The sequence below is a fragment of the Pseudoalteromonas phenolica genome, assembly GCF_001444405.1.
Classification (GTDB): domain Bacteria; phylum Pseudomonadota; class Gammaproteobacteria; order Enterobacterales; family Alteromonadaceae; genus Pseudoalteromonas; species Pseudoalteromonas phenolica.
In genome coordinates, this window is record NZ_CP013187.1 from 2,592,753 (window position 1) to 2,618,895 (window position 26,143).

A 26,143-nucleotide genomic window follows, 5' to 3' on the forward strand; every position below is an offset into this window, starting at 1 on the left:
CAGACAAGCTTTTTATGTCCGCCTTTTAGGCACTTTGTTATGCGTAATTAAAACAAACTATATCTCTTTGGTTTTCTTCAAAATAATCAAGTAACTCATCATAACCATTTTTCAATTTAACGTTATATTCATTCGCGGAAAGCGGTATAACTAAATGAAGCCTTATTGTTCTGCCGTCGATTTCCAGAGTATTTGGTAAGTCTTCATAGGCAATAGCAGGAATAGTTATTAAATGTGATACCCAACCTGAATCATTAAAGTACTTATTTTTAGTTGGTACCGTATGTCCATCACAAAGATGAGCTTTAGTTTCGTTAAACTCTTGTATTGACGCTATTTCTTTAGTTATTTCCGAAACATCGCCATCTGTAAAAGTAAAATAGCAATCGTCATTCTTCAAGGGAAAGGAAAAGACTAAGTTTATAGGATCGTCGTCAGAACCAACCACAAAATATCCAGCTCTAATTCCCGTTTCATATTCAGATGCTCTAAGTGAGCATTCAGACTCCATTATTTTTGCTAGCTGAAAATATAGTGAACTCTCAAACTTTGAAAATTGCATCGGACTCCTTTGCACATAACATTAGCATAACGGGCGTTTAATAGCCCAAACTGTTTGAAATACCCAAATCACAACGTTTCGATGAAAAAATGAGCCACGAGTAAACGTCCCTCGTTCATGCTCTTGTTAGCTGAACTACTCAAACTGTTGTTGCTTTTTTTAGCTGTTTAGCAATGTGATTTTCAGCTTTTCTATAAATCTCTTGTAACTCCGCTTTGAACATTTCATCAACGACTGTTTTTTCCGGAAGATCACCTTCCGTACAGTACATTAATGAATGTTTAACCTCGTTATAAATTTTATCCAGAACTTTTTTCTCATCTATGTATCGCTTTAGCTTGTCTAGCAAGCCTGCTTTTTCAAGAGAGAACCTATTCTCTTCAACAATGTCATGGTACTTTGTCATATCAGCATGATAACGACATTCCTCATAGAATAGTTGTATGCAGAAGCTCCTTGCTTGCATATAGTACTCATGCTCATCAGACTGGAACTGATAATATTCATCTCGTTCTTGATTTTCTTTTTCTATGTCATGCAAAATATCAAGTTCGATTTTGGTTGCAACTCCAAGAAGTTCCACTTCTTCCATTTTATAAGCAATGGACTTAATAAACTTTGAGACACCCAGCAACTGGTACTCCAAGAATGACTCATATTCACTAGAATCATAGTCACCATTCACTTGATCAAATTTTTGCTTGTCATATTTGGCAAACAGAGCCATTAACTCATCTTTAAGTAAATGTTCCATACATCTCCTTTTAAGCTAACGCCTTACTAATGGGAGCAGAAATGCTTGGCTAAAATTAGCGACGAAGGAGCGCAAGCCTGCTGCTTTGCTTCCTTTGTGGTTAAAGCGCTTGTTAGGTGCTAAACCCTTGAATTATTGTAATAACACCAACAATAATAAAAAAAGCGAAAAATATAAATAAGTTTTGAAAGAATAGCTTTTTATAAGATGACTTTGAAGAAAGCATTAATAAAAGACAACTTAAAGTACCCAATAATGATGCCAACAAGATAAATACTGAAGATGCTATTACACCTAAAATTGAACGAGAAAAAATAAGACCGTTTTGATTATCGTGAAGTCCAGCTAATAACTGTGGCAGCGGGAAATCATAATGAAAATATGTAGAAATAAAAATGACAAAGATAACACAACTTAGAATAGCTAAATTGAATCTGAGACTGAACATTATGACGAGCACCTCACACCCGCATAAAATGCGGATAATACTTGGCTAAAATTAGCGAAAAATGAGCGTCAGCCAGGCGTTTGACGTCATTTGTGATGCGTTTGTTATAAGCCATTTCGATAATATTCAGATATTGATTTTACGGTATTTATTTGGCTTTCACCGCTTGATTTAGCTAATTCATTTATATGCTGAATTGAACTCTTCAAGGCAGGCGGAATCTCCGTTGTTTGGGTTGATTCAATTAATCCAAGTAGCAACCACAGCGCGCAATCAATTTCACTCGGTTTCTTACAGCTATGCAATATATCTAGAGCTGCTGGAATAAGATCAAATGCTATGTAAGGTTTAATTGATTCTTCTACATCATTAAATAAACCATAAGTACACTCATCTTCGGAAACAAGTGGTTCATTCCATTTGACTATTCTCGTATGGAAAAGATACGCCAATGATTCGGGATTACCTTCTAATAAAGAATCCAAATATTCATTTCCATATTGGAGAATTTTCACGATGCCTCCGCCCGCTTATAACGCCCGGCTCTGGCTGGTTTCTTGTCGCTTGGAGCCGTTGGTTATACGTTACTTTCGCATTAAGATAAAACCGACAACAGGTCTTCTTCCATCTTCGTTACAGCCATAAATATGGAATGCAACATCTGACTGCGAAGCAAACGCTGCCAGAATCATTGAAATTTCAGCGCTTGCTCCTGGGCTATTATTGCTGTTTTCATACTTGAAATCGTACATATACGTATCACCAGCTTTAACAGGGCAATTATTCTTTGCACCACCTGCAAAGTTAGTTTGAATATGCATACCCCAAGGTCTTGACTCTATTCCAACTATTTTTCCGTAAGCTGTTTGCTCATGGACCGCCACAGCTTTTAGCGACACTAGGCTTATTAAAAATAGTAGTGCGACTCTAAATTTTGATACCATAACTTACTACCTCATTTTCGTATAACGCCGTGCTAAACAGCACAAAATGCTTGGCTAAAATTTGCAAGGAACGAGCACAGCCAAGCTTTTGTGTCCGCCCTTTAAGCACTTTGTTAAGTTACTAATACTCTAAGCAATATACGCCTGCTTCACTAGCCCATTTCTTAATTTCAGATATGACACTATCGTTTTGAATATAAAAAACATTAGTGTAATCCCAACTTTCAAAATACGCTGCATTAAATTCGGGTAGAACTAATTTGCAGAATTTATCTGATGAATCGTTATCACCTGCAGGCTGTAAGTAATCTATCTTAGCTTCTTGAGAGCTAAATTTTCTAAAGCATGGGTAACACTTATCCCATTTGCCTTTGAATTTGAAATTAAACACTTCAGTATTTGCTGCCATTACTTTAGCAAAATTGTACAAAGCCTCATTTCTCTGCAAATGCTCTTCTCTTGAAGGGTAATCATTTTGAAACTCTTCACGAGTTAACCAATGATCAAAAACCGATACTGCTATTCTTTTATAGTGAGACGAATCTTCGGCACCGTAAATCTTAAATAGCTCTGGAAAATTGGAGTTAAGCTCCTTTTGCCTATATTTGCCTAGATTTATAAATTTACGCACGTACTATCCTAATAACTTAACGCCGCAAATAAACGGCAAAAATTAGTTGGCTAAAATTTGTGAGGCATCAAAATGCCAATACCTTTGAAAAGCTATATAACAATTTTCTATTAAGGCACTCATGATTACTTGATACAAATTGAGCTGTCCACCCCTTTGCACCACTTGAGCCAATTTTAGATTCAATTAGCTGGTTATATAACTGTTCTAAGTTTAATTTTTGGAACGAAGATAGTGCTTCCTCCAAGTCAGCCTGACTCCCTGATGCGGGTATATTTACGTTGGCGTTGTAAACTGCATCTATACTCTTAGGTTTGTAAGCATCAAACTTTGCAACAAGCTCAGGGCTGCTTTCCATAAACGCATCCAACTCTTCTTTTTCATTTGAATCCAAATGATAAACAAATGCCGTATCACAGCTTTCGGTTGAAAAAGAGCGCTTATAAGAGTCGTTTACAAAGCGTGAAGAGAAAATGACAGTTCTAGGTTTGTTAGTTTGACTTTGAATATCAAAATCATTGAGTTCCAGAATTCGGTGAACTCTCCATATTCCTGACCCATAGCTTCTGACCCAATCTCCGATCTTAATGTTATCGTCCATACTTTCCTTGATGCCTAACGCCTTAATAAACGGCGAAAAATAGTAGGCTAAAATAAGCGACGAAGGAGCGCAAGCCTACTGTTTTGCGTCCACGGGTTAATTAATTTGTTATATTGCAAATGCACCAATCATAATTAAAGCGACAATTACAAAAGCAAAAAGAAAGTATTTACCTAACCCTTGAACCGATTTCATCTCTTGTTGGTAAGCTACCTTCACCTTGTTTACTTCACTTTTGTTCTTACCAAAACAATACGGGCACTCTTCAAAGTCTTCTGACACAGATAAACTACATTTAATACATTTTCTGGGAGCTCTAGCACGAAGGCTCGGCTCTCCGAGCAGAAAGCTAACTTCGTTTGTTTCAGTAACTCCCGAATACCCAACATCTTTACTTAACCTTTGCCTAGATGTATTTAATTGAGCTGCTTTATATTCATTATCAAGCTTTATTTTTTCGGCATTACTCAGTAATAGCTCTCGTGGTAGCTCAAAATTACAAAACTCACAATGCGATAATCTTCGATTGAAAATAGTCTTATCGCAATTTGGACATTTATACTTCATATTTGATTGCAATATAAAGCCCACTTAAGCGGACAAAAATAGTTGGTTAAAATGTGAAGCGAAGCGGAACCTAAACAACTGTTTTTGTTCCGTTTGAAGTGTTTGTTATATTGATATAACCACTTACCAATTTTTATGATATAGATACTTTAGATCTTCAATGGAACCTTGGATAGTGCAAAGACCTGTTCCTCCGATAACAACAATTTGTTTACTCATTTCAGCAGCCAAGGCTAAGGAGAGTGTATTTTTACCAGTATCCGTGCTCGCATCAAAAACAAAGCTCCATGAATCTGAATTACATTCAGCTTTAGTGTGGGATGACTCTACCATTATAACTGCGCATGAAGTTGCCCCTGAGCATAAAGCATCATAATGTGGGCCAACTCCTATTCCAGTAATCACTCCTTGGTAAGTACTAGCAATTGAAGGGTTGCTAATTGCCATACCTAACAACATTAACAATTTATATTTCATAAAATTATCCTTAAGTATAAATGAGCAGAAAGCTAATTTATCAATATAACGCCGTTGTAACCGGCAAAAAATTGTTGGCTAAAATGTGAAGCGAAGCGTAACATCCAACAGTTTTTTGTCCGCGTTGACGACTTTGATACTTATTGAACCTTCTCCCCGAAGTTTAGCGAACAGCTAAACTTCAAGGCGACCAAACCAAAAGGAGAAAGCTCAATGAAATTCTATACTACTTTTCACAAATATTATTGTGGAATTGACCTTCATGCACGCATTTTATACGTTTGCATTCTTGATGAACGTGGTAATAAGGTCGTTCATCAAAAAATAAAAGCGGATAAAACTGAATTACTTAAACTCATTTCTCCTTATCGTGAAGATATCGTAATTGGTGTTGAGTGCATGCATTGCTGGTATTGGGTCAGTGATTTATGTGCCGAACAGGATATTGATTTTGTGCTTGGTCATACCCTTTATATGAAAGCCATTCATGGTGGCAAAGCTAAAAACGATAAAATTGATTCTTATAAAATCGCTAGCCTATTACGTGGTGGCAACTTTCCGCTGGCTTACAATTACCCTACTAACATGCGTTCGACTCGCGATTTACTGCGTAGAAGAACACGACTAGTTCAGCATGGCGCACAACTAAAAGCGCATATCGTTAACACCAATAGTCAGTACAACTACCCACCGCTTGAATTGCACATGAAAAACAAATGTGTTCGACAAGAATTCCAAACGCGTTTCGACGACCAAGCCGTTCAACGTAATGTTAACTTTGATTTAGCCATACTCGATGCCTACGCAGAGGAACTTAAAAAACTTGAGTATTATTTAGAGAGTAAAGCTAAAAAGCATCAACCAAACTATTACGCACAACTGCGAACCATTCCAGGTATTGGTCTTATTCTAGCCATGACTATTTTGTATGAAATTGGTGATATTAACCGCTTTGAGTCTGTACAAAAATTCGCTTCTTATTGTCGGCTCGTTAAGTGTAAAGCGGAATCTGCTGGCAAAACCTATGGCACCAGTGGCAATAAAATTGGTAATGGCCACTTAAAGTGGGCATTCAGTGAAGCTGCAGTGCTTTATTTACGAGGAAACGACAAGGCTCGGCGCGACTTAAACAAGTTACAAAAACGCATGAGCAAAGCCAAAGCACTCTCAGTGCTCGCCCATAAGCTCGGGCGCTGTGTTTATTTTATGCTTAAGAACAAAACGGTATTTGATGATGAACGTTTTTTAAAAAGTTAAGTCGCACAATGGGGTGAGCTCTACACCTAACTAGATAAGCATGAACAACCATGCATTATTTGTGTTTTGTCAGCAAAAGCTGAATATGGCAGGTAAGTGTTGTCGAAGTAATAAGCTATTTGGCCTTGATTAGACACCCCATTGGTGCGCATTAATTTAAGCAATGAATTAAATCGTTTACACCTTAACTGAGCCTTTAACTAACTGGACGAATGAGCCATCCCCTTGAGTAGCGCCAGATTAAGGTTAACCGATGAATATCTAGTGGCCCTAAACGATAAGTTGTATCGACCGATTTAGGCAGCGATGAGATCGCAATAAGAGACCCTCAATATGTGTTTGCCGTAAACGATTTTAACGGCTCACCGACATAGCGAAGTTGAACAGATTTAAAAGTTGCAGATACAAATTAGCTGCTTAAAAGCAGCTAAAAAGAATCGTTATGCTTACTTGACCGGAGAAGGTTCATATGTGTTATGTTTTTTCTAGCACGTAGCTGCAACCGCCTAAAAATGGGTCACTATCATCAACATTTAAAAGCCCATTTGATGACATGTAGCCAATTAATTGAAAGGTATTTTCTTCGGCAAGCCATGTGGGTGAACACACATGAGATATTGAATATGGATCGCTTTTCATAATGTAACCACAGGATTTAAAACATTGAACGACAAATTCTGAGCAAAATAACCTAGATTTGGTAAGTCGCTTTTTATATGTTGTTGGTTCTTTATATTTTTTACCAAGTGCAATTCTATATTGAGATTTAACATAAGAATATTCATAGAAAGGCAATAATATTGCGCCGATCCAATTGTATTTTACTGAGTTTTTGATACATAAATTGGCGTATCTAATAATTGCACGCTGCCTTGGAGGGGAAATTCCAGGACACCTACCAATAGCTAAATAACTATAGTTTTCATAAAAAGATTCGAATTTTATTTTTCGTGCGCCTGATGTTGCTATATCTGCGACTATTCCGTTACCTATGTACACACCACAATGAACATAAGCACCGTCAGTCATGTTTTGTATTAAAGTTGTAGCCTTATCACTTTCGGCACTGCCACAAAACAGGACATCACCAATGACAAGATCACTTTGATCTATAGGTTTAGGTTTAGGCCCCATCCAAATTTTGTCGCCTCGAATATCGACTCGCCTTTTTAGTGAGTCTTTTTTGCGCTTAATATATGGGTAAATGATTGAATTTAGCATGAGACTCTTTTAAAAACATAACGCTGTGCTAAACGGCACAAAATGCTTGGCTAAAATTTGCGAGGTACGAGCAAAGCCAAGCTTTTTGTGTCCGACCTTTAAGCACTTTGTTAGGTACTTCTTTTACTGCTGGACTTATTAAAAATCCACCATGTAATTAAAAAGAAAAATACGCAATGTATAATCACCCAAATACCAAACATTGTTGGTTGACTATCTGCAAAATATTCGTACCCTGAACGACCACTAATACTGCCGCTCACAAAAGCATTGATAACACACCAACCAAAATAGAGCGCAGTAATGCCCGCAAGGATTCTTAGAATTACGCTACCCTCGCTATCATTTTCTTCGTTTGTTCCGGTTTCAACAGGAATATCAATCTTTGATTCTCTAGACTTAATTTCTTTTGCTAAAGATTGAAACCTCTCAGGATATAAGTCGGCATCAATGTTCTCTTTCACATCATATAGCTCGTCTAAAGAGTAACTTTTGTAATCTGGTTCCATGATTGCTCGATAAAATACCTAACGTTTGCCTAACCGGCGAAAAATAGCAGGCTAAAGTTAGCGACGAAGGAGCGCAAGCCTGCTGTTTTGCGTCCTTTGGTTTAGGCACTTGTTAGGTATTACCCATTAGCGCTAGACAGTTCTTTTGCCTCATCCCAACAGTTGCAACAAACAACTTTAAAATTAGCTCTCCGCATCCAACTTCTTTTGTCGTTGTCCCCGAGTTTAACAAGCTCATGTTCACAATCTGAACACCAAGCCCAAGGGCGAGCACAGTCATTGTAGTCTTTAGTGTAAAAGCCAACAGTCTTATTTTCATCTAGTGCAAGTAAAATATGAATGCAGGCTACACCAACCTCTTGCTTTCCATGTTTAGGACATCTTACAGTTTTCAAAGGTTATACCTAACGCCGCAAATAAACGGCAAAAAATAGTTGGCTAAACTTTGTGAGGCACGAACAAAGCCAACTGTTTTTTGTCCGCCCTTTTTAATTTGCTTTGTTATATGCCAGTTTTCTCTATTTTGTGACCGTAAATAACAAGATGGTTAATAATTTCTCGAGACTCAGGGTTTCCAATTAACTCATTGGTTAACTCATGACCACCCCAATCTTCTGTCATTAGATGATCATGTGCATTTCCAGACTTTTCAGCTTCCGCTGCAATAGCCTCTAATCGAGACGCTAACCAGCGAAGCTTTTCTGGTGAGGCATGAATGAGAACTTGTTCAGCTTTTTCGTCTTTTTCTAAAGTTAACATCCGAATCCTTTTGGCATATAACGCCGCAATAAGCGGTGAATAACCGTGTGCCATGTTTGAGCGGAGCGAGTCCGGCACGCGGTTATGAATCCGTCTTAATTGCTTTGTTATATTGAAACAAGTAGTTATAGCCACTTATATGACCTTGGCCTTTCTTTGACTAAACTTCGTAAGTATTTGTTCATCGCTCTCTTCTTGGTGCGGGTCAGATGAATAGAAAAAGCTTACTGTTTGTTCATCTTTGAGTAACGAATAAAGAGTGGGTCTTAGCAATCTTGTTTTATTATCATTGAATTGCGTTCTTTTACCATCCCCACCATTTCTTCTAGCATCAAAGCAGTACAATCTATTTGGATCTTCACTATCGCTTTCGGACAACGAACGTACCATTGAGTCTTTTAAGAGGTCTGGTTTATTTAAAGTAACTTGTTCTGGTATGAATTGAGCAAAGTATTCATTGAACTGCTTCAAGATATCACCGATGTTACTGCCATACTCAATACCAAAAAACTCTCTTAGCTCTTTCGGAGTAGTGTCAAAGCCAGCAGAATTAACAGGGAAAGTTTTATTTATACTGGCATCATCTTGTCTTATAAACTCTGCTTTCATCAGAGCAAACTTGGGTTTTCGTTCATGCCTTTGATACAGTTTCGCTAAAACTACATAGCTATAGCTCTTATACTTAAATGGAAAGGCTTCGATAACCCACCCCAAACTCTCCATATCTTCTTTGAGGAGCTTAAAACTAGCAAAAACACTCATCCTGATACCTAATCCAAATTCAATTTAACTATAAGTAATTTAAAGATTTATCCATAATTGTGCAAGGAGGGAGATTCCTTCAAACGGGTTGGTTAGTCAAATTCAATATAACGCCCGCATAATAGGCGGATTAAGCTTGGCTAAAATCAGCGAGGAACGAGCGTCAGCCAAGCTTTAGACGTCCATTCATTAATGCGTTTGTTATGTGGCAGACGCACTTTTTATACTACACTTTATCCCGATTAAAGTACCAACAATAGCCGAGGCTACCGACAAAGGAAGCTCTACGAACCATGTTGGTGGGATATACAGTTCTTGCATCAGCAACGAAAGGATTAACATGCCCATTGAGAAGCCAAACAAAAACACACTGGCAGTGTATCTCCAGGCTTTAGCTGAGTCTCGTTTCGCCATTAGTGCATACATGGCTACTGCTAACAAAGATGGCGGCATTAATTGATATGTAAAATATTCCCCAAATGATAGTGCCGCTAAATTGTCGACTCCTATTACCACACTCGTAAATGTACTTAGTGCTGTAAGCAGTACGAACATGATGAAAGTGTATTTGACTATCCTTGAGGTTCTCAATTTATCTCCATGCCACATAACGCTCGATTAACGGGTTAAAAATAGTGGGCTAAAATTGAGCGAAGCGAAGAGCCCGCTGTTTTTAAACCCTGTTGAATTGCTTGTTAGCACTACTTTGACTCTAAATAATCGAATAATTTCTTTCTTTGAGCAGATGAAAACAAATAATAGCTAAACTTTATATCGTTACTTTTCGAGCTTTTTAGAACTATTAACCTAGGTAAGCTATTAACAATTTTAAAGCCTTCAAAATGCTTCCACTCCAAAGTGACTTTAACGCCAAAATCAATGAATGTTATCCCTTGTTCATTAAGCTCTAAGCCGTATTCAATAACCTTACTTCTACCAGAGTTAAAAACGAATAACCAGATGGTGAAAAGCACTATGGAGATTATCAAAATGAAAAAAAGCAAAACCATGTCTTTCGGATAAATTCCTGTGGACATGGCAAAGATTAACCCTACTGCAATGAACCAAAAGTATTGAATGGACATTGTATACAACCTGTTGAGTAAACCTTGTACGCGTGTCTGAATTATCAACATAATTGCTAAACTATCCTTGTAGTGCTAACGCCGTTGTAACCGGCTAATAATAGTTGGCTAAAATTTGTGAGGTACGAACAAAGCCAACTGTTATTTGTCCGCTTTTACAACTTTGTTATGTTTAACTATTTCTTAATTACTCATAATTTCATCTTCAAGGCTTTTACCTTTTTCCAAGATGAGCATAAACTCCTTATCTTTCCACTCTGGTACAGGAAAGTTCTCCTGCATATTTGCCACCATTTTAAGATAATTTTTAGCAATAATTAATTCATGCTCAGGAAAGTTACATTTTGGCTCTGATATAAAAAGATTAATTGCAAATACATTAGCAGTAACATCATTTATCAATACTTGCTTAGCCTTTTCAAATTCACCATTGTTTAAATACATTAATGGTCGAAATGAAGTGGCAAATTCAGAATTTAGATTTTGTAATAATGTGAAAGAGCCATCATTTTGATATGGACATGAATCATCAGCGAAAGAGTTAGAACAAAATAGTAGCAGGCTAATTATTAAATATTTCAATGTTAACTCCTTAAACATAACGCCGTTGTAACCGGCTAATAATAGTTGGCTAAAATTTTGTGAGGTACGAACAAAGCCAACTGTTATTTGTCCGCGTTTACAACTTTGTTAGGTTTTTTATTTGATATACTGCCACGAATTACTTTTACATTTGCACTAATCACCTTGCTAGTCAATAACTTAGGTATATTACATGATGTTGAAAAGTTTAAATTGCCTCCACTAACCAAAGAGTCTTTAATCATATACTCACATTCAGCAACGAACTTGGAAGTGTCATCAAAAAGCTCTATTTCAATTAATAAGGAGCTATAGTCTAGCCTAGACTTATTCTTAGCGGAGCCAGAAATGAACACTTCATTCTCGCCTTCTATTATCTCTACACTAGAAAACTCTAGATTTCTTACCGTCTCTGTTTCAACATAGATTTGCGAGTATGTACTCTCTGGAGAAGGCCAAAAATAGTAAGTTGCTAAACTGACAATAAGAACTGATATTGAAAAGCCTAAACCATACAATAATCCTGATATAAATTTAGAAAACAACTTTCACTCCATTCTGCGGGGAAAACCTAACGCTTGCCGTAAACGGCACAAAATAGCAGGCTAAAATTAGCGACGAAGGAGCACAAGCCTGCTGTTTTGTGTCCACGGTGTAACGGCCTTGTTAGTAGTCAGTCCCACCAATTAAACAAAGCTTCACCCATTGTTTGTGGCTTCCAATATTTAATATCAGATTCTAGCATTTTGTCTCTCGCAACAAACGGAGAGCCTAATTCTTCAACTGAAGCTACTCTAATACTAAATGAATTACTTAATATTGAGGAGATAACCTCATTATCAACGAAGTTGAGTTTTTGGTTCGTTGGGTCATAGTCTGAAACGAAAGCCCATTCACTCTGCTCGTTACAAAGTACATAAATCGAGAATTCACTAGCTCTAAGGTTACATGCTATGAAATTTGGAACAACATCAGGAACGAGAACATCACAGATTGAAGCATCTACTTCCCTCGCTAATCCGAACATTACTCTCCTGAACTCTGATATTTCCATATGACTACTAACGCCTCAATATGGGGAGTATTAAGCTTGGCTAAAATTAGCGAAGAATGAGCGTCAGCCAAGCTTTAGACGTCCCATCCATAATTGCCTTGTTATGTACCGATTTTCTCTGAACTTTCAAAGGAAACGCGCAAACAAAAGCATTTAATACCATTTTGAAACATATACATAGAACCATCCATTCCTTTTTGTCTATTACCAAAGATAAATGGGAAAAGAGATACTTTGATTTTTGTCACTTTCTTCTCATTTTCAAAATCACAAATCAGTAAACCAGAACTTTGGATTATTGAGTTGGAAGAAGAGAAATAAGTCTGTTTCACAATGGAACCGTCATTCTCAGTCCATTCTCTAATTAACGTACCTGAATAATCGGAGTTAAATTGCAGCTTAACGGTTTCGTCAGTACCATCAGCACTTCCTAGCCAACTACCGATTACGCCATCTTTTTTAAATGTGAAGTCAGATATCACGTCTACACTCCCTCAGGTACATAACGCCCGATTAACGGGTAAAAAATTGTGGGCTAAAATTGAGCGAAGCGAATAGCCCGCAAGTTTTTTATCCCTGTTTAATTGCTTGTTATGCGTTGACACACCGCTTTCAAAGCGCTTGCGCCTGCACCAGCGAGCTAAACTTTAATTTATAAAAACACTCACCAAACCAAAAATTGCAAAGAAGCGTTCGACTGGTGAATGACATTTCTGGTCACAGCTTAAATTGAAAAACGAAAAGCCAAGACCAACTTAAAATTTGATTACGCCACTGTACCTAAAAACTGATTTGATGGAAAGACTTGAAGTAAAAACCGTTTTAAAGACAGCAATTTAAAGTGACGCATAACGCCGTTGTAACCGGCAAAAAATTGTTGGCTAAAATGTGAAGCGAAGCGTAGCAGCCAACAGTTTTTTGTCCGCGTTGACGACTTTGTTATGCGTTGACACTCAAATTTAGAAGCGCTTGCGCCTGCACCAATAAGCCAAACTTATAAATTTAAAAACACTCACCAAACCTAAAATTGCAGAGAAGCGTTCGACTGGTGAATGACCTTTCTGGTCACAGCTTAAATTGAAAAACCAAAAGCTAAGACCAACATAAAATTTGATTACACCACTGTACCTAAAAGCTGATTTGAAGAAAAGACTTGAAGTGAAAACTGCATTAAAGACAGCGGTTTTAAGTGACGCATAACGCCGTTGTAACCGGCCAATAATAGTTGGCTAAATTTGTGAGGCACGAACAAAGCCAACTGTTATTTGTCCGCGTTTACGACTTTGTTATGTTTTCATTTCATGAACAAATTTAAAAGCGCTACCTTTCTTTGCAGGCTGCCAACCGTCTTGAAGAGCAGACCTGATGCAATTTTCAATATCTTTTGGTGTTACTGGTAACTCTGGGTTTCCAATCCAATTATCACAACGTACCCAAGGAAATGTTATGGATAAAACTGCTCCAGACTTTTCAGCCAACTCAACTGCTGCTGTCATATGGTTACCAAAAGCACCTTGACTATATGTTGGTTTGCTTCTAATTGTCCATCTGTACTCGACTGTATCAACAACTATTTTACGTGAACCTTTCTTCGGGATTGCCATACATCACCAGAAAACATAACGCCTCGCTTAACCGGCGCAAAATAGCAGGCTAAAATTAGCGACGAAGGAGCGCAAGCCTGCTGTTTTGCGTCCTTTTGGTTAAAGCGTTTGTTATATGCAATTAACCATCAATATCACTTAAATCTTTTGCATTATAATCATTTAGCTCTATATACGTTGCTTTATTAAAAAGCCTTATTAAGCACAAAACTGCAAAGAACAAAGCCAAAAAGAAGTACAAGACTCCCGTTAACTCAAAAAAATCAAAATCTATGCAAACACCATTAGAATGGCACCCATTTCGCGGTAAGCTTTCATATACAAGAAAGGTAAAAAATAGTGATAAAACAAAATAGATTACGTTTAAAATCACAGACGCCTCCATTGCATATAACGCTCGATTAACGGGTTAAAAATAGTGGGCTAAAATTGAGCGAAGCGAAGAGCCCACTGTTTTTAATCCCTGTTTAATTGCTTGTTAGTGTTAATTTTTCCCATTTCTTCTTGATCTAACGCCCAAATATGAACTCTCTCTAGTTTAACCTTTGCGACACTAGCAGAAATCACAAATGCTACAGGAGCCATTAGGTAGAGGAATGGGTTTAAACTTAGCAGATAACAACCTACCAAATGAGCGAAAACACCGAGGAAGCCAACTGGTAAACGGTGCTTAAACTTGTAACTACGACCAACAAATCTAGCAGCAAAACCAACCATCGCAGGAGGGATTGCAAACATTACATAAAGAGCGCCTCCCATATCTGCAAATAGAAAATACATTGAAACTGCTGGGATTAAAGCAAAAAAGGCTGCAAAAAAGCCATAAACTGGTTTTTCATTTTCCCTTAATGCAATTAGTGCGCTTACCATTTCATCTTCTGAAAATCTCAAATTCATCTCCATACTTCATTTAACACTAACGCCGTTGTAACCGGCTAATAATAGTTGGCTAAAATTTGTGAGGCACGAACAAAGCCAACTGTTATTTGTCCGAGTTTACAACCTTGTTAGCTGCACTACCTCTGAGGTAGTTTCGCTGAATAAAAACTAAATGCAGAGTTACAAATAGCGGCGCACAAATAAAAGGTAACAAATATAAATTAGTTATACCAACAGCACAGCATATAAAAGTGGATACTATTACACCTGTTAAAACGTAAACTTTTAAACGATTTGGAGGAGTATTTTCTTGTTCTGGGTGTAATGTTAAAACAAGTAGACTAATTGCCCCCCAAAAGCCAACTAACCCACCTAATACAAGAAAAACAAACAAAAGAGATTCAGAATGACCTGTGAAAACACCAGCTATTATTGCAGGACTAAAAATCACACCAACCGTTAAAATTAATAGAGAAGGCCCAAACCCCACCATAAATTCAACAATGTACAGTAATCTCTTAAATTTCGACATGTGCAGCTAACGCTTAGCTAACAGGCAAAATTAAATAAGCTATAATCGAGCGAAGCGACGAGCTTATTTAATTTTGTCCTAGTTTAGCGCCTTGTTATGCGTTGACAAACAAAATTAAAAGCGCTTGCGCCTGCACTAATAAGCCAAACTTAAAATTAAAAAACACCCACCAAACTCAAAATTGCAAAGAAGCGTTCGACTGGTGAATGACCTTTCTGGTCACAGCTAAAATTGAAAAAACGAAAAGCCAAGATCAACTTAAAACTTAATTACGCCACTGTACCTAAAAGCCAATTTGAAGAAAAGACTTGAGGCAAAAACCGTTTTAAAGACAGTGATTTAAAGTGACGCATAACGCCTCGCTTAACCGGCGCAAAATAGCAGGCTAAAATTAGCGACGAAGGAGCGCAAGCCTGCTGTTTTGCGTCCTTTGGTTAAAGCGTTTGTTAGCAGTACATTATCGAATTTGTTCCTAAATATCCATAACCTCTAATTGTCTCTACTTGAGAAGGCAAACCATGTATGGACTCTGATACTGCTTCAATTGGAAAATATAATTTAGGTAAGACAAAACTGTTAGGCTTAGAAATACCAAACCAAAAACCAATAGCTTCACCATTAAAAAACATGCATGGTTGAGTATTTTCAATTCCAGTTGAAGCAATTTTAATGTAACCGAAGAATTTATTACCCTTGGCATCGGTAAACTTTGCCTTCACAAGTAAATCAGAATTTGGTTCAAGAGCATCAGATTCAGAGGCTGGACTTATAACTGTTTCATCAACTGTTTCATCTTTCCAGTGCGGAAATTGCCAAATGGCATGCTCTAGTAGATCTTGAGCTGTTATTTCCCAGATAAATTTACTCACGAATCTCCCTGTACTGCTAACGCCGTTGTAACCGGCTAAAAATAGTTGGCTAAAATTTTGTGAGGTACGAACAAAGCCAACTGTTTTTTGTCCGCGTTTACAACTTTGTTATGTGTAAAATTTCGCCTTAATGCAAAATTTCAAATGCCATATAAATCATAAAAATAGAATGGGCACTCAAAATAGATATACATGAAAACATTAGGACTATTAAAGGTTTTCTTTTGTTTTTCATTGCTTTAAACGACAAAAAGGTAGCAACTCCATATAACAATGGGTAGCTAACTAAGCTAATTGCAACAATCCATCGAGTTATACCATCAAAAAAACCTTTTATTGGAGCGTCGAAAACCATAGCAGCATTGATTAAATTAAAAGGCCAAGGAAAAAGCATAAGGCCAAATAAAACTAATGGCAGTGTAAATGCCAACATCCTAAGTAGAGCAACTTTATCCATTCTTCACTTTACACATAACGCCTTAATAAACGGCGGAAAATAGTAGGCTAAACTAAGCGAAGAATGAGCGCAAGCCTGCTGTTTTGCGTCCACTGTTTAATTAACTTGTTATGTTTCAAACCCACAGTTTCCAGCGGTAAAGATTACCCTCGGTTTCAGATGCTAAATCAACATAGCACTCTGTTAAGTGCTTAAGATGTATAGCATTTAAGTCTGTTTTAATTTTAAAACCTGAGAAGTATATCCCGTCAAGTTGATACTTAATCATCGTATCATGATGTTCCCAATGATAGATTTTTCTAAAGTATTCTTTAGCCATTTTCTCGCTAGGAAAGGAAAACACTAATTCGAATTCAGTAGATTCTAAATCAGAGTGAACTTTTCGAAGTGACTTAACTATTGTTTCGATTCTATCCATGCTCAACTTGAAACATAACGCCCGATTAACGGGTAAAAAATTGTGGGCTAAAATTGAGCGAAGCGAATAGCCCGCAAGTTTTTTTATCCCTGTTTAATTGCTTGTTATGCATTGACACACCACTTTCAAAGCGCTTGCGCCTGCACCAACGAGCTAAACTTTTATTTATTTAAACACTCACCGAACCAAAAATTGCAAAGAAGCGCTCTACTGGTGAATGACCTTTCTGGTCACAGCTTAAATTGAAAAACGAAAAGCCAAGACCTACTTAAAACTTGATTACGCCACTGTACCTAAAAGCTGATTTAAAGAAAAGACTTGAAGAAAAAACCGTTTTAAAGACAGCTATTTAAAGTGACGCATAACGCCCGATTAACGGGTAAAAAATTGTGGGCTAAAATTGAGCGAAGCGAATAGCCCGCAAGTTTTTTATCCCTGTTTAATTGCTTGTTATGCGTTGACACACCACTTTCAAAGCGCTTGCGCCTGCACTAAAAAGCCAAACTAAAAATTAAAAAGCTCCCACCAAACTCAAAATTGCAAAGAAGCGCTCGACTGGTGAATGACCTTTCTGGTCACAGCTTAAATTGAAAAACGGAAAAGCCAAGACCAACTTAAAACTTGATTACGCCACTGTACCTAAAAGCTGATTTGATGAAAAGACTTGAGGCAAAAACTGAACTAAAGACAGCGATTTAGAGTGACGCATAACGCCGTTGTAACCGGCAAAAAATTGTTGGCTAAATGTGAAGCGAAGCGTAACAGCCAACAGTTTTTTGTCCGCGTTGACGACTTTGTTATGCGTTGACACACTGCTTTCAAAGCGCTCGCGCCTGCACTAGCTAGCTAAACTTTTATTTATAAAAACACTCACCAAACTCAAAATTGCAAAGAAGCGTTCGACTGGTGAATGACCTTTCTGGTCACAGCTTAAATTGAAAAATGAAAGGCCAAGACCAACTTAGAACTTAATTACGCCACTGTACCTAAAAGCTGATTTGAAGAAAAGACTTGAAGTAAAAACTGCATTAAAGACAGCGATTTAAAGAGACGCATAACGCTTGCCTAACCGGCGCGAAATAGCAGGCTAAAATTAGCGACGAAGGAGCGCAAGCCTGCTGTTTTGCGTCCCTTGGTTTAGGCACTTGTTATACCTACTTTACCCAATGGATGTCTGTAATTACCATATAAGTAAAACCAGTTTTATCAGTAGTTCTGTACGCGCCTTTAGCATTTAAAAGGTAACTTGTGATTGAAGTCATTTCCCAACCATCTACCTCATCGGCAGACCATTTTTCATTGATGAGAGCTTCATAATTTTTAGATACACCATACTCTTTCACTTTATGCATTTGGTCTTTTACATTGTCTAAAATTGTGTTGTTCGCCCAAGACCAAAGCCAAGTATCAGACTTAGTAGAAACGGAGCCTACGAATTGTACTTTAGCAATAACTACTGGCTTACCGTCGTTGGAAAACACCAAAGTTCCATTCTCTTGATCCCAATCGAATCGTTCATGCTCTCCGATTTTATACTCAGCCATAATCGACTCTTGCTTTTCTGACAAAGAGTTATGAGCAATTGTGACGAAATCCACCCAATCATCCGAAGCATTGGCGCCAGATGCAAATAAACTAAATATTGATGCTATGAGCTTCTTCATACTTTCCCAGTAGGTATAACGCCCGATTAACGGGTAAAAAATTGTGGGCTAAAATTGAGCGAAGCGAATAGCCCGCAAGTTTTTTATCCCTGTTGAATTGCTTGTTATGCGTTGACACACTGCTTTCAAAGCGCTTGCGCCTGCACCAACAAGCTAAACTTTTATTTATAAAAACACTCACCAAACTCAAAATTGCAAAGAAGCGTTGGACTGGTGAATGACCTTTCTGGTCACAGCTTAAATTGAAAAACGAAAAGCTAAGACCAACTTAAAACTTAATTGCGCCACTGTACCTAAAAGCTAATTTGAAGAAAAGACTTGAAGCAAAAACTGAACTAAAGACAGCGATTTAGAGTGACGCATAACGCTTGCCTAACCGGCGAAAAATAGCAGGCTAAAATTAGCGACAAAGGAGCGCAAGCCTGCTGTTTTGCGTCCTTTGGTTTAGGCACTTGTTAGATGGGTGTACACCTTGCCAAATACGGTTTCTCACCAAAAGATTTATTCGTTCTTCTAGGTGAAAGCATAGCTGGCTCATCACCACCTAGAGTTAAGTAAATCATAAAGCTACACTCTTTATCATTAGGTAACCAAAATTTAGCTACTCGCCCTTGAGGCCACCCCTTCATTTTTTTATTCGCTATCATCAAAGGGGAGTCACATTGTTTAGTTAGAGGCCAAGGTTCACTTAAGTTAATATCAATTAACTTAGCTTCAAGACCATCGCCTACTTCACTTACTTCAATTTTAGCTTTGAATTTCCTATCATTTGGCCACTCAGGGTGAGGATCACAAACGAATGTTTCAGCCAATGAAGTAAAGCTAACAAAAAACAAAAATAATAAAGTTATTCGCATATTTCCTGAGCCATATAACGCCCGATTAACGGGTAAAAAATTGTGGGCTAAAATTGAGCGAAGCGAATAGCCCGCGAGTTTTTTATCCCAGTTTAATTGTTTGTTATGCGTTGACACACAACTTTTAAAGCGCTTGCGCCTGCACCAATAAGCCAAACTTTAAATTTATAAACACTCACCAAACCAAAAATTACAAAGAAGCGTTCGACTGGTGAATGATGATTCTGGTCACAGCTTAAATTGAAAAATGAAAAGCCAAGGCCAACTTAAAACTTACTTACGCCACTGTACCTAAAAGCTGATTTGAAGAAAAGACTTGAAGTAAAAACCGTTTTAAAGACAGCAATTTAAAGTGACGCATAACGCTTGCCTAACCGGCGAAAAATAGCAGGCTAAACTAAGCGAAGAATGAGCGCAAGCCTGCTGTTTTACGTCCACTGTTTAATTAACTTGTTAGGTGTTTAGTCACTAAAACTATACAAATTACTCTTTTTTATTAGAGGTTTAAGCGATTCAACTGCACCATTATTTTTATGATAAAGGACATATGTGTAATCCCAAGTTTCAGCTAAAACTGCATTTAAAGAAGGAATAATAATAGTCGTGAAGTTCATTTGCCCTCTATCCATATCTTCTGCGTAAGTGGGCAAATATTTATCTAGGTCTTCAAGTTTATTAATGGTCTCGTTTTCTAAATTAACAGCGTACATTTCATATTCTGAATGTAGTAACCTAACTAATTGATTAAACCTTTCCCATTCAGCTTCTGATACTTCATCTAGTTTGTAACACTCATCTCGACCTAGCCAGCCACTCCATAAGGAAATGAACTCCTGAGAAAACTCTTTCTTTACATCCAAATCATCAAAATACTCAGAGATCACAGAAACACCTAACGCTTGCCGTAAACGGCACAAAATAGCAGGCTAAAATTGGCGACGAAGGAGCACAAGCCTGCTGTTTTGTGTCCTTTTTTAACGGCCTTGTTAGGCATTGGGATACAACGGTTCATCACCTTTCCAGAAATGACCAAAACAAACTGTAGTTACAACTCCGTACTCAGATTGAATTTCAAACTCTTGTTCTGGAAAGGAGTAACTTTCCATTGTTCCGTAATCTTCAAATTCAAAAGGCGTTTCAATAATTGACTTGAGTTCAGAAATAGCAACAAGCACCTCTAAACCTATAATTTTAACTCCTTGAATTAATAGCGCCGGATTTGAGCATTGAATCCAATGAAGCCTATCAGTTTCATCCATCCAAAACGTACACTTAAGTTTGTTGTATTGGAGAAGCTGAAGCCCATCATTATCGGTGTCAATTTTGTTAGGCTCTCCTATGAGGCTTTTTAGGGTAACTTGATCAACCCCAAACCTTATATTACCCAATCCAGTCCCGAATTTTACTTCCATGCTAAAACCTATGCCTAACGCCTTAATAAACGGCGGAAAATAGCAGGCTAAACTAAGCGAAGAATGAGCGCAAGCCTGCTGTTTTGCGTCCACTGTTTAATTAATTTGTTATATGCCGCTATCTCGAATAAAGGTGAGCTAGTGGTGTAACAAGCAAAATAGTTAAAAGCATTAGCCCAAACCACAATATGTGGCTCGTAACTTTGGATAGTGATAAAGCAACAGTATCACCAGATTTAGTGTACATAACCCTTGAAACAGCTATTAAACCAAATGAGACGAGATAAGTAATAAGTGTCATTGAAACACCAAGCGAAATCCCTTCTCCATTGCCCCCATAAAATTTATAGAGCATCCATAGCGCACTTAAAAATCGCTCACCTACACCGTATAGCATGATAAAGCTTATAAGAAGAGACACCAAAGCTATAGAACGGTTCAAAAATATCATAGGCATATAACGCCTTAATAAACGGCGAAAAATAGCAGGCTAAACTAAGCGAAGAATGAGCGCAAGCCTGCTGTTTTGCGTCCATGGTTTAATTAATTTGTTAGGGTTACAAAACATCTTTTTTGATTGAGTGTGCTTCAAGTTCCTTTGCTATTAAATTTCGATCTATATCGTCAGGTAATAAGAATGTGATTTCACTATCATCAGTAAACTTAAAAACGATGCCGTTAAATATAAACCTGTACGAAGAGATCAGCTCCCAAGGTATCGAAGTTATATTATCTGCTTTGATTCTGACAAGGCCTTTAGGACCGGAATCAATTTTAACTGGTGACAGCCACGTGACCGTATACAAAACCCAAGCTAAAGTGAAACCTAGCACAGGAGCAATCCAAATTGTTTTAGCTAGATGACTGATAAAGTCATCTTTAGTCAACAGGCTTACAACTGCCATAAAAACGAAAAACAACGTCCATAGTAAGCAGCTTGTTAACACCCCCTTTGAAATGAGGCTATATTTCTCTTGGTTTTGGATTGATTTAATCCAAGGTTCAGTCCACTTCATTGCCTGATTGTAACCCTAACGCCTTAATAAACGGCGAAAAATAGTAGGCTAAAATAAGCGACGAAGGAGCGCAAGCCTACTGTTTTGCGTCCACGGTTTAATTAAATTGTTATGTGACTTTAACTCTTTTACCTAAATGCTTGCCTATAAGCCCTATTGGTAAAAGGCATGTATTAATGATTATTACCCTAAAAATTATCCCTAAGAAAAACAATATATCCATATCAGGAGTACCATCCCACTCTGGGTTTTTCATAAACTCTGACATTAAGTAAATATCACTAATAGCAATGGATGTGAGTACAATTAAATGGGCGATAAAAAGACCTAGATAACCGAGCCTTTTAGCAAAGCAAAAGGTAATTAAACACCATATAATCCAGTAATAAAATTCGTACTCCAGAAACACTGAACTTCCCTAGTCACATAACGCCCGATTAACGGGTAAAAAATTGTGGGCTAAAATTGAGCGAAGCGAATAGCCCGCGAGTTTTTTATCCCAGTTTAATTGTTTGTTATGCGTTGACACACAACTTTTAAAGCGCTTGCGCCTGCACCAATAAGCCAAACTTTAAATTTATAAACACTCACCAAACCAAAAATTACAAAGAAGCGTTCGACTGGTGAATGATGATTCTGGTCACAGCTTAAATTGAAAAATGAAAAGCCAAGGCCAACTTAAAACTTACTTACGCCACTGTACCTAAAAGCTGATTTGAAGAAAAGACTTGAAGTAAAAACCGTTTTAAAGACAGCAATTTAAAGTGACGCATAACGCTTGCCTAACCGGCGAAAAATAGCAGGCTAAAGTTGGCGACGAAGGAGCGCAAGCCTGCTGTTTTGCGTCCTTTGGTTTAGGCACTTGTTATAAGCACTTTACTTCAACTTGCAAATGCTCCTGCAAAATATAAAACCGTTATAATTATGGTCATAAAGCCAACTGCGCTACACCAAAATCCTGAACTAGAATCACCTTCAAGATAAACAAATTGTTTTGGCCTAGGATATCTACCGAAAGTTAATAACTTGCAAATTGGCCACCCAACCCAATAACATATCGTTCCATAGAATATTTCAGCTAAGATATATCCAATAGCTCGTAAAAAACCTTTACCAATTTCACTGAATACGTCTTCCATACTCTATATTACCTGTGCTTATAACGCCTTAATAAACGGCGGAAAATAGCAGGCTAAACTAAGCGAAGAATGAGCGCAAGCCTGCTGTTTTACGTCCATTGTTTAATTAATTTGTTATGTTTCTAATATTCTTCGCCTTCATCACCAATGACTTTTGCACTAAGTAGCTGAGCTAGCTTTTTTGCTTTTTTAATTTGAGCTTTATCGCTACCAAAACTGATACTGCCATTAGCATAAGTAAAGTTGTACTTTCTTCTTAAAATTGGGCTAGTCCAGACGCAACTGTTTGGAGTTTGAATTTCAATAATTTCTCCCGTCTGAGGATTCGTGGTTTTAGCAACATGCTGAACCGTTAACGATGAATCCTTTTCACAAATTGCGAGCCATTCAGTCTCAGAAATTTGGTTTTCACGCTCAATGTGTAAGGTATAAGACGCCATAACATTCCAACTTGTTAAAGTATAAGCACATACTAAAAGTTTACGCATACCTGTCTAAAAACATAACGCCTCGCTTAACCGGCGCAAAATAGCAGGCTAAAATTAGCGACGAAGGAGCGCAAGCCTGCTGTTTTGCGTCCTTTGGTTAAAGCGTTTGTTAGCAGTACATTATCGAATTTGTTCCTAAATATCCATAACCTCTAATTGTCTCTACTTGAGAAGGCAAACCATGTATGGACTCTGATACTGCTTCAATTGGAAAATATAATTTAGGTAAGACAAAACTGTTAGGCTTAGAAATACCAAACCAAAAACCAATAGCTTCACCATTAAAAAACATGCATGGTTGAGTATTTTCAATTCCAGTTGAAGCAATTTTAATGTAACCGAAGAATTTATTACCCTTGGCATCGGTAAACTTTGCCTTCACAAGTAAATCAGAATTTGGTTCAAGAGCATCAGATTCAGAGGCTGGACTTATAACTGTTTCATCAACTGTTTCATCTTTCCAGTGCGGAAATTGCCAAATGGCATGCTCTAGTAGATCTTGAGCTGTTATTTCCCAGATAAATTTACTCACGAATCTCCCTGTACTGCTAACGCCCGATTAACGGGTAAAAAATTGTGGGCTAAAATTGAGCGAAGCGAATAGCCCGCAAGTTTTTTATCCCTGTTTAATTGCTTGTTATGCGTTGACACACCACATTCAAAGCGCTTGCGCCTGCACCAACGAGCTAAACTTTTATTTATAAAAACACTCACCGAACCAAAAATTGCAAAGAAGCGCTCTACTGGTGAATGACCTTTCTGGTCACAGCTTAAATTGAAAAACGAAAAGCCAAGACCCACTTAAAATGTGATTACGCTACTGTACCTAAAAGCTGATTTGAAGAAAAGACTTGAAGTAAAAACTGCTTTAAACACAGCGATTTAAAGTGACGCATAACGCCTTAATAAACGGCGAAAAATAGCAGGCTAAACTAAGCGACGAAGGAGCGCAAGCCTGCTGTTTTGCGTCCATTGTTTAATTAATTTGTTAGGTGTTTTCATTGTTAAAGTTTAAGTAGCATTTTGGGGCATACCCCCAAACTCTTACAAAAGTATTATTAAATTCGAATTCGACACCTACGTTTTTAATAAACTCTAATATCTCATTTTTTAAATTAGTTACGACAGTATGTCTACCACCGTTTTCAATGTGAAAATCTACTTTCTCATAGCAAATATCAAACCACTCCACACCCAAAAATGGAAATGGTAGATGATAAGCCCAGTCATTTTCCCATTGTGATATCTGTCCGTTAATCCATTTGGAACGGTTGGCGACAAACCATTGGTTGTCTCTAAACGCGGTTAGAATTTCATTCCACTTGGTGTTATTGCACAACCCCACCAACTGCTTTTGGTGTATTTGCTTTAGCAACTTTGATTTATCTATTTCTTGAGGGCAAGATTCTGCCGTTGGCAGTAAGCTCATAGAAACACCTAACGCCGCGTTAAGCGGTGAGTTATAGTTGGCTAAACTTGTGGAGCGAAGCGGAACCGAGCCAACTGTTACGAATCCGCCTTTAACGCATTGTTAGGTATACTTTAAACCTGTTTTGCCGATATATGAAATAAGACTGAACTACAAAACCAAGATAGCAAAATAGGTATAGTTAACATGACCAAGAAATTATCTATGTTAAGTTGCACAACAAAATGGCTTACACCAATTATCAACCCTAGACTTGCAAGATATTTAAAAGATAAATCTATACCTTTAACTGAAGATTTAGTTAAAACACATGAAATAATAAAGCCAACCCCTCCCAGTAACCCCCAAACTAAAACATAAATAGAGAAAACCGAAAAAAAGCCAAAACACCCCAAGTGCACATCACAATTATCAAAACCATAAATGCTGACCAGATAAATTACTAAGGGAGGAATGGTTGAAAAAATATATATTAAAAATAATTGTTTCACTTACTCTCCATAGCCTGCTTGTATACCTAACGCCCTGTTAACAGGCAAAATAAAGTTGGCTAAAATAAGCGACGAAGGAGCAAAAGCCAACTGTATTTTGTCCTTGTTTAACAGCTTGTTATATTTACAAACCCTCAAATGTTGGGGCAACTGTAAGCTTTACATGTTTAAATTTGTTAAATACGTCGGCAGGTAAAACTTTTAGCTCATTAAATGGAGAGGAGGCCTTAACTGCTTTAATAGCAGCAATATCCAATTCAGGAATACCTGATTCATTTGTTATCGTATATTCAATGACTTCAGCATTGTCATTTAGAAAAAACTCGATTTTAATTTCTTGCCCTTTGAACTTTCTATCAGCGGGAAAATTAGAGGACAATTTATTAGTCACAAGTTCAACGCAAGACTCCATATCAAAGCAACTATCAGGCTTCAAATTTGTCGCAGCGCAACCGACCAAGAAATTTAAAGCAGCTAACATTAAAATTTGACGCATAATTTCCCTGTAAATATAACGCCCGATTAACGGGTAAAAAATTGTGGGCTAAAATTGAGCGAAGCGAATAGCCCGCAAGTTTTTTATCCCTGTTGAATTGCTTGTTATGCGTTGACACACTGCTTTCAAAGCGCTTGCGCCTGCACCAACAAGCTAAACTTTTATTTATAAAAACACTC

At 37.6% G+C, this 26,143-nt stretch carries 37 protein-coding genes; 1 reads left to right on the forward strand and 36 read right to left on the reverse strand.

Annotation, left to right across the window (positions count from 1 at the left end):
• Positions 1–37: 37 nt before the first annotated feature.
• From PP2015_RS11350 to PP2015_RS11390, 8 genes are all read right to left on the reverse strand, one after another.
• Complete coding sequence (locus tag PP2015_RS11350; protein ID WP_058030452.1) at positions 38–562, reverse strand: suppressor of fused domain protein; 525 nt, start codon at positions 560–562, stop codon at positions 38–40.
• Positions 563–701: 139 nt separating this feature from the next.
• Positions 702–1,316, reverse strand: coding sequence for a hypothetical protein (locus PP2015_RS11355; RefSeq protein ID WP_058030453.1), 615 nt, complete (start codon positions 1,314–1,316; stop codon positions 702–704).
• Positions 1,317–1,868: 552 nt separating this feature from the next.
• Positions 1,869–2,279, reverse strand: coding sequence for a hypothetical protein (locus PP2015_RS11365; RefSeq protein WP_058030455.1), 411 nt, complete (start codon positions 2,277–2,279; stop codon positions 1,869–1,871).
• A 69-nt stretch (positions 2,280–2,348) separates the two neighbouring features.
• On the reverse strand, positions 2,349–2,708 hold the full coding sequence (locus PP2015_RS11370) for a hypothetical protein (RefSeq protein ID WP_058030456.1): 360 nt from the start codon (positions 2,706–2,708) through the stop codon (positions 2,349–2,351).
• A 121-nt stretch (positions 2,709–2,829) separates the two neighbouring features.
• Positions 2,830–3,339, reverse strand: coding sequence for a hypothetical protein (locus tag PP2015_RS11375; RefSeq protein ID WP_058030457.1), 510 nt, complete (start codon positions 3,337–3,339; stop codon positions 2,830–2,832).
• 67 nt (positions 3,340–3,406) lie between these two features.
• The gene (locus PP2015_RS11380) at positions 3,407–3,940 is read right to left on the reverse strand and encodes a hypothetical protein (RefSeq protein WP_058030458.1); all 534 of its coding nucleotides are present in this window, start codon (positions 3,938–3,940) and stop codon (positions 3,407–3,409) included.
• Between the two features lie 108 nt (positions 3,941–4,048).
• The gene (locus tag PP2015_RS11385) at positions 4,049–4,507 is read right to left on the reverse strand and encodes a hypothetical protein (protein WP_058030459.1); all 459 of its coding nucleotides are present in this window, start codon (positions 4,505–4,507) and stop codon (positions 4,049–4,051) included.
• 123 nt (positions 4,508–4,630) lie between these two features.
• Positions 4,631–4,984, reverse strand: a complete 354-nt coding sequence (locus PP2015_RS11390; RefSeq protein ID WP_058030460.1) for a hypothetical protein — start codon at positions 4,982–4,984, stop codon at positions 4,631–4,633.
• Positions 4,985–5,197: 213 nt separating this feature from the next.
• Here PP2015_RS11390 and PP2015_RS11395 point away from each other — a divergent pair, with 213 nt between their 5' ends.
• Positions 5,198–6,241 (forward strand): IS110 family RNA-guided transposase, encoded by a 1,044-nt coding sequence (locus PP2015_RS11395; protein ID WP_058030461.1) that lies wholly within the window; start codon positions 5,198–5,200, stop codon positions 6,239–6,241.
• A 474-nt stretch (positions 6,242–6,715) separates the two neighbouring features.
• On the opposite strand, the gene PP2015_RS11400 is transcribed toward PP2015_RS11395, so the two are convergent.
• The 28 genes from PP2015_RS11400 to PP2015_RS11560 form a co-directional block, all read right to left on the reverse strand.
• Positions 6,716–7,462, reverse strand: a complete 747-nt coding sequence (locus PP2015_RS11400; protein WP_058030462.1) for a C40 family peptidase — start codon at positions 7,460–7,462, stop codon at positions 6,716–6,718.
• Positions 7,463–7,572: 110 nt separating this feature from the next.
• Complete coding sequence (locus PP2015_RS11405) at positions 7,573–7,971, reverse strand: hypothetical protein (protein WP_058030463.1); 399 nt, start codon at positions 7,969–7,971, stop codon at positions 7,573–7,575.
• 501 nt (positions 7,972–8,472) lie between these two features.
• A complete protein-coding gene (locus PP2015_RS11415; protein ID WP_058030465.1) occupies positions 8,473–8,730 on the reverse strand; it encodes an Imm32 family immunity protein in 258 nt (85 codons plus the stop codon).
• A 135-nt stretch (positions 8,731–8,865) separates the two neighbouring features.
• Complete coding sequence (locus PP2015_RS11420) at positions 8,866–9,492, reverse strand: DUF6037 family protein (protein ID WP_058030466.1); 627 nt, start codon at positions 9,490–9,492, stop codon at positions 8,866–8,868.
• 701 nt (positions 9,493–10,193) lie between these two features.
• Positions 10,194–10,577 (reverse strand): hypothetical protein, encoded by a 384-nt coding sequence (locus tag PP2015_RS11430; RefSeq protein WP_157599086.1) that lies wholly within the window; start codon positions 10,575–10,577, stop codon positions 10,194–10,196.
• A gap of 183 nt (positions 10,578–10,760) precedes the next feature.
• Entirely contained in the window at positions 10,761–11,159 is a 399-nt protein-coding gene (locus tag PP2015_RS11435; protein WP_058030469.1) for a hypothetical protein, read from the reverse strand.
• 83 nt (positions 11,160–11,242) lie between these two features.
• Positions 11,243–11,704 carry a hypothetical protein gene (locus PP2015_RS11440; RefSeq protein WP_058030470.1) on the reverse strand — a complete coding sequence of 154 codons (462 nt, stop codon included), beginning with the start codon at positions 11,702–11,704 and terminating at the stop codon, positions 11,243–11,245.
• A 128-nt stretch (positions 11,705–11,832) separates the two neighbouring features.
• A complete protein-coding gene (locus PP2015_RS11445; RefSeq protein WP_128724477.1) occupies positions 11,833–12,213 on the reverse strand; it encodes a hypothetical protein in 381 nt (126 codons plus the stop codon).
• Between the two features lie 101 nt (positions 12,214–12,314).
• Complete coding sequence (locus PP2015_RS11450) at positions 12,315–12,695, reverse strand: hypothetical protein (protein WP_058030472.1); 381 nt, start codon at positions 12,693–12,695, stop codon at positions 12,315–12,317.
• An 804-nt stretch (positions 12,696–13,499) separates the two neighbouring features.
• A complete protein-coding gene (locus PP2015_RS11455; protein ID WP_058030473.1) occupies positions 13,500–13,817 on the reverse strand; it encodes a hypothetical protein in 318 nt (105 codons plus the stop codon).
• Positions 13,818–13,938: 121 nt separating this feature from the next.
• On the reverse strand, positions 13,939–14,190 hold the full coding sequence (locus PP2015_RS11460; RefSeq protein WP_058030474.1) for a hypothetical protein: 252 nt from the start codon (positions 14,188–14,190) through the stop codon (positions 13,939–13,941).
• A gap of 83 nt (positions 14,191–14,273) precedes the next feature.
• Positions 14,274–14,708: a hypothetical protein gene (locus PP2015_RS11465; RefSeq protein ID WP_128724416.1), complete on the reverse strand. Its 435-nt coding sequence runs from the start codon at positions 14,706–14,708 to the stop codon at positions 14,274–14,276.
• A 91-nt stretch (positions 14,709–14,799) separates the two neighbouring features.
• Complete coding sequence (locus tag PP2015_RS11470; RefSeq protein WP_058030476.1) at positions 14,800–15,228, reverse strand: hypothetical protein; 429 nt, start codon at positions 15,226–15,228, stop codon at positions 14,800–14,802.
• Positions 15,229–15,674: 446 nt separating this feature from the next.
• Positions 15,675–16,097: a hypothetical protein gene (locus tag PP2015_RS11475; RefSeq protein WP_058030477.1), complete on the reverse strand. Its 423-nt coding sequence runs from the start codon at positions 16,095–16,097 to the stop codon at positions 15,675–15,677.
• A gap of 127 nt (positions 16,098–16,224) precedes the next feature.
• The gene (locus PP2015_RS11480) at positions 16,225–16,554 is read right to left on the reverse strand and encodes a hypothetical protein (RefSeq protein WP_058030478.1); all 330 of its coding nucleotides are present in this window, start codon (positions 16,552–16,554) and stop codon (positions 16,225–16,227) included.
• 115 nt (positions 16,555–16,669) lie between these two features.
• On the reverse strand, positions 16,670–16,972 hold the full coding sequence (locus tag PP2015_RS11485; RefSeq protein ID WP_058030479.1) for a hypothetical protein: 303 nt from the start codon (positions 16,970–16,972) through the stop codon (positions 16,670–16,672).
• A 625-nt stretch (positions 16,973–17,597) separates the two neighbouring features.
• Positions 17,598–17,783: a hypothetical protein gene (locus PP2015_RS11490; RefSeq protein WP_058030480.1), complete on the reverse strand. Its 186-nt coding sequence runs from the start codon at positions 17,781–17,783 to the stop codon at positions 17,598–17,600.
• A gap of 343 nt (positions 17,784–18,126) precedes the next feature.
• Positions 18,127–18,636, reverse strand: coding sequence for a DUF6882 domain-containing protein (locus PP2015_RS11495; protein ID WP_058030481.1), 510 nt, complete (start codon positions 18,634–18,636; stop codon positions 18,127–18,129).
• 455 nt (positions 18,637–19,091) lie between these two features.
• On the reverse strand, positions 19,092–19,493 hold the full coding sequence (locus PP2015_RS11500) for a hypothetical protein (RefSeq protein WP_128724471.1): 402 nt from the start codon (positions 19,491–19,493) through the stop codon (positions 19,092–19,094).
• A 461-nt stretch (positions 19,494–19,954) separates the two neighbouring features.
• The gene (locus tag PP2015_RS11505) at positions 19,955–20,377 is read right to left on the reverse strand and encodes a hypothetical protein (protein WP_058030483.1); all 423 of its coding nucleotides are present in this window, start codon (positions 20,375–20,377) and stop codon (positions 19,955–19,957) included.
• 102 nt (positions 20,378–20,479) lie between these two features.
• Positions 20,480–20,905: a hypothetical protein gene (locus PP2015_RS11510; RefSeq protein ID WP_058030484.1), complete on the reverse strand. Its 426-nt coding sequence runs from the start codon at positions 20,903–20,905 to the stop codon at positions 20,480–20,482.
• 557 nt (positions 20,906–21,462) lie between these two features.
• A complete protein-coding gene (locus PP2015_RS11520; protein ID WP_058030486.1) occupies positions 21,463–21,921 on the reverse strand; it encodes a hypothetical protein in 459 nt (152 codons plus the stop codon).
• 881 nt (positions 21,922–22,802) lie between these two features.
• A complete protein-coding gene (locus tag PP2015_RS11530) occupies positions 22,803–23,060 on the reverse strand; it encodes a hypothetical protein (RefSeq protein WP_058030488.1) in 258 nt (85 codons plus the stop codon).
• A gap of 122 nt (positions 23,061–23,182) precedes the next feature.
• Positions 23,183–23,548 carry a hypothetical protein gene (locus PP2015_RS11535; protein ID WP_058030489.1) on the reverse strand — a complete coding sequence of 122 codons (366 nt, stop codon included), beginning with the start codon at positions 23,546–23,548 and terminating at the stop codon, positions 23,183–23,185.
• Positions 23,549–23,657: 109 nt separating this feature from the next.
• A complete protein-coding gene (locus PP2015_RS11540; protein WP_058030477.1) occupies positions 23,658–24,080 on the reverse strand; it encodes a hypothetical protein in 423 nt (140 codons plus the stop codon).
• 456 nt (positions 24,081–24,536) lie between these two features.
• Positions 24,537–24,977 (reverse strand): DUF6678 family protein, encoded by a 441-nt coding sequence (locus tag PP2015_RS11550; RefSeq protein WP_058030491.1) that lies wholly within the window; start codon positions 24,975–24,977, stop codon positions 24,537–24,539.
• Between the two features lie 113 nt (positions 24,978–25,090).
• Positions 25,091–25,468 (reverse strand): hypothetical protein, encoded by a 378-nt coding sequence (locus PP2015_RS11555; protein ID WP_058030492.1) that lies wholly within the window; start codon positions 25,466–25,468, stop codon positions 25,091–25,093.
• Between the two features lie 124 nt (positions 25,469–25,592).
• A complete protein-coding gene (locus tag PP2015_RS11560; RefSeq protein ID WP_058030493.1) occupies positions 25,593–25,964 on the reverse strand; it encodes a cell envelope integrity TolA family protein in 372 nt (123 codons plus the stop codon).
• Between the last annotated feature and the right edge of the window lie 179 nt (positions 25,965–26,143).

What these genes read in the sequence shown, in the direction of transcription:
- PP2015_RS11355 (WP_058030453.1), bottom strand. Translation starts at nt 1,316, where the DNA reads ATGGAACATTTACTTAAAGATGAGTTAATGGCTCTGTTTGCCAAATAT.
- PP2015_RS11370 (WP_058030456.1), bottom strand. Translation starts at nt 2,708, where the DNA reads ATGGTATCAAAATTTAGAGTCGCACTACTATTTTTAATAAGCCTAGTG.
- PP2015_RS11445 (WP_128724477.1), bottom strand. Translation starts at nt 12,213, where the DNA reads ATGGAAATATCAGAGTTCAGGAGAGTAATGTTCGGATTAGCGAGGGAA.
- PP2015_RS11405 (WP_058030463.1), bottom strand. Translation starts at nt 7,971, where the DNA reads ATGGAACCAGATTACAAAAGTTACTCTTTAGACGAGCTATATGATGTG.
- PP2015_RS11390 (WP_058030460.1), bottom strand. Translation starts at nt 4,984, where the DNA reads ATGAAATATAAATTGTTAATGTTGTTAGGTATGGCAATTAGCAACCCT.
- PP2015_RS11350 (WP_058030452.1), bottom strand. Translation starts at nt 562, where the DNA reads ATGCAATTTTCAAAGTTTGAGAGTTCACTATATTTTCAGCTAGCAAAA.
- PP2015_RS11510 (WP_058030484.1), bottom strand. Translation starts at nt 20,905, where the DNA reads ATGGAAGTAAAATTCGGGACTGGATTGGGTAATATAAGGTTTGGGGTT.
- PP2015_RS11480 (WP_058030478.1), bottom strand. Translation starts at nt 16,554, where the DNA reads ATGGATAAAGTTGCTCTACTTAGGATGTTGGCATTTACACTGCCATTA.
- PP2015_RS11455 (WP_058030473.1), bottom strand. Translation starts at nt 13,817, where the DNA reads ATGGCAATCCCGAAGAAAGGTTCACGTAAAATAGTTGTTGATACAGTC.
- PP2015_RS11485 (WP_058030479.1), bottom strand. Translation starts at nt 16,972, where the DNA reads ATGGATAGAATCGAAACAATAGTTAAGTCACTTCGAAAAGTTCACTCT.
- PP2015_RS11400 (WP_058030462.1), bottom strand. Translation starts at nt 7,462, where the DNA reads ATGCTAAATTCAATCATTTACCCATATATTAAGCGCAAAAAAGACTCA.
- PP2015_RS11420 (WP_058030466.1), bottom strand. Translation starts at nt 9,492, where the DNA reads ATGAGTGTTTTTGCTAGTTTTAAGCTCCTCAAAGAAGATATGGAGAGT.
- PP2015_RS11470 (WP_058030476.1), bottom strand. Translation starts at nt 15,228, where the DNA reads ATGTCGAAATTTAAGAGATTACTGTACATTGTTGAATTTATGGTGGGG.
- PP2015_RS11380 (WP_058030458.1), bottom strand. Translation starts at nt 3,940, where the DNA reads ATGGACGATAACATTAAGATCGGAGATTGGGTCAGAAGCTATGGGTCA.
- PP2015_RS11415 (WP_058030465.1), bottom strand. Translation starts at nt 8,730, where the DNA reads ATGTTAACTTTAGAAAAAGACGAAAAAGCTGAACAAGTTCTCATTCAT.
- PP2015_RS11385 (WP_058030459.1), bottom strand. Translation starts at nt 4,507, where the DNA reads ATGAAGTATAAATGTCCAAATTGCGATAAGACTATTTTCAATCGAAGA.
- PP2015_RS11560 (WP_058030493.1), bottom strand. Translation starts at nt 25,964, where the DNA reads ATGCGTCAAATTTTAATGTTAGCTGCTTTAAATTTCTTGGTCGGTTGC.
- PP2015_RS11535 (WP_058030489.1), bottom strand. Translation starts at nt 23,548, where the DNA reads ATGCGTAAACTTTTAGTATGTGCTTATACTTTAACAAGTTGGAATGTT.
- PP2015_RS11550 (WP_058030491.1), bottom strand. Translation starts at nt 24,977, where the DNA reads ATGAGCTTACTGCCAACGGCAGAATCTTGCCCTCAAGAAATAGATAAA.
- PP2015_RS11500 (WP_128724471.1), bottom strand. Translation starts at nt 19,493, where the DNA reads ATGCGAATAACTTTATTATTTTTGTTTTTTGTTAGCTTTACTTCATTG.
- PP2015_RS11520 (WP_058030486.1), bottom strand. Translation starts at nt 21,921, where the DNA reads ATGAAGTGGACTGAACCTTGGATTAAATCAATCCAAAACCAAGAGAAA.
- PP2015_RS11430 (WP_157599086.1), bottom strand. Translation starts at nt 10,577, where the DNA reads ATGTCCATTCAATACTTTTGGTTCATTGCAGTAGGGTTAATCTTTGCC.
- PP2015_RS11395 (WP_058030461.1), top strand. Translation starts at nt 5,198, where the DNA reads ATGAAATTCTATACTACTTTTCACAAATATTATTGTGGAATTGACCTT.
- PP2015_RS11495 (WP_058030481.1), bottom strand. Translation starts at nt 18,636, where the DNA reads ATGAAGAAGCTCATAGCATCAATATTTAGTTTATTTGCATCTGGCGCC.
- PP2015_RS11530 (WP_058030488.1), bottom strand. Translation starts at nt 23,060, where the DNA reads ATGGAAGACGTATTCAGTGAAATTGGTAAAGGTTTTTTACGAGCTATT.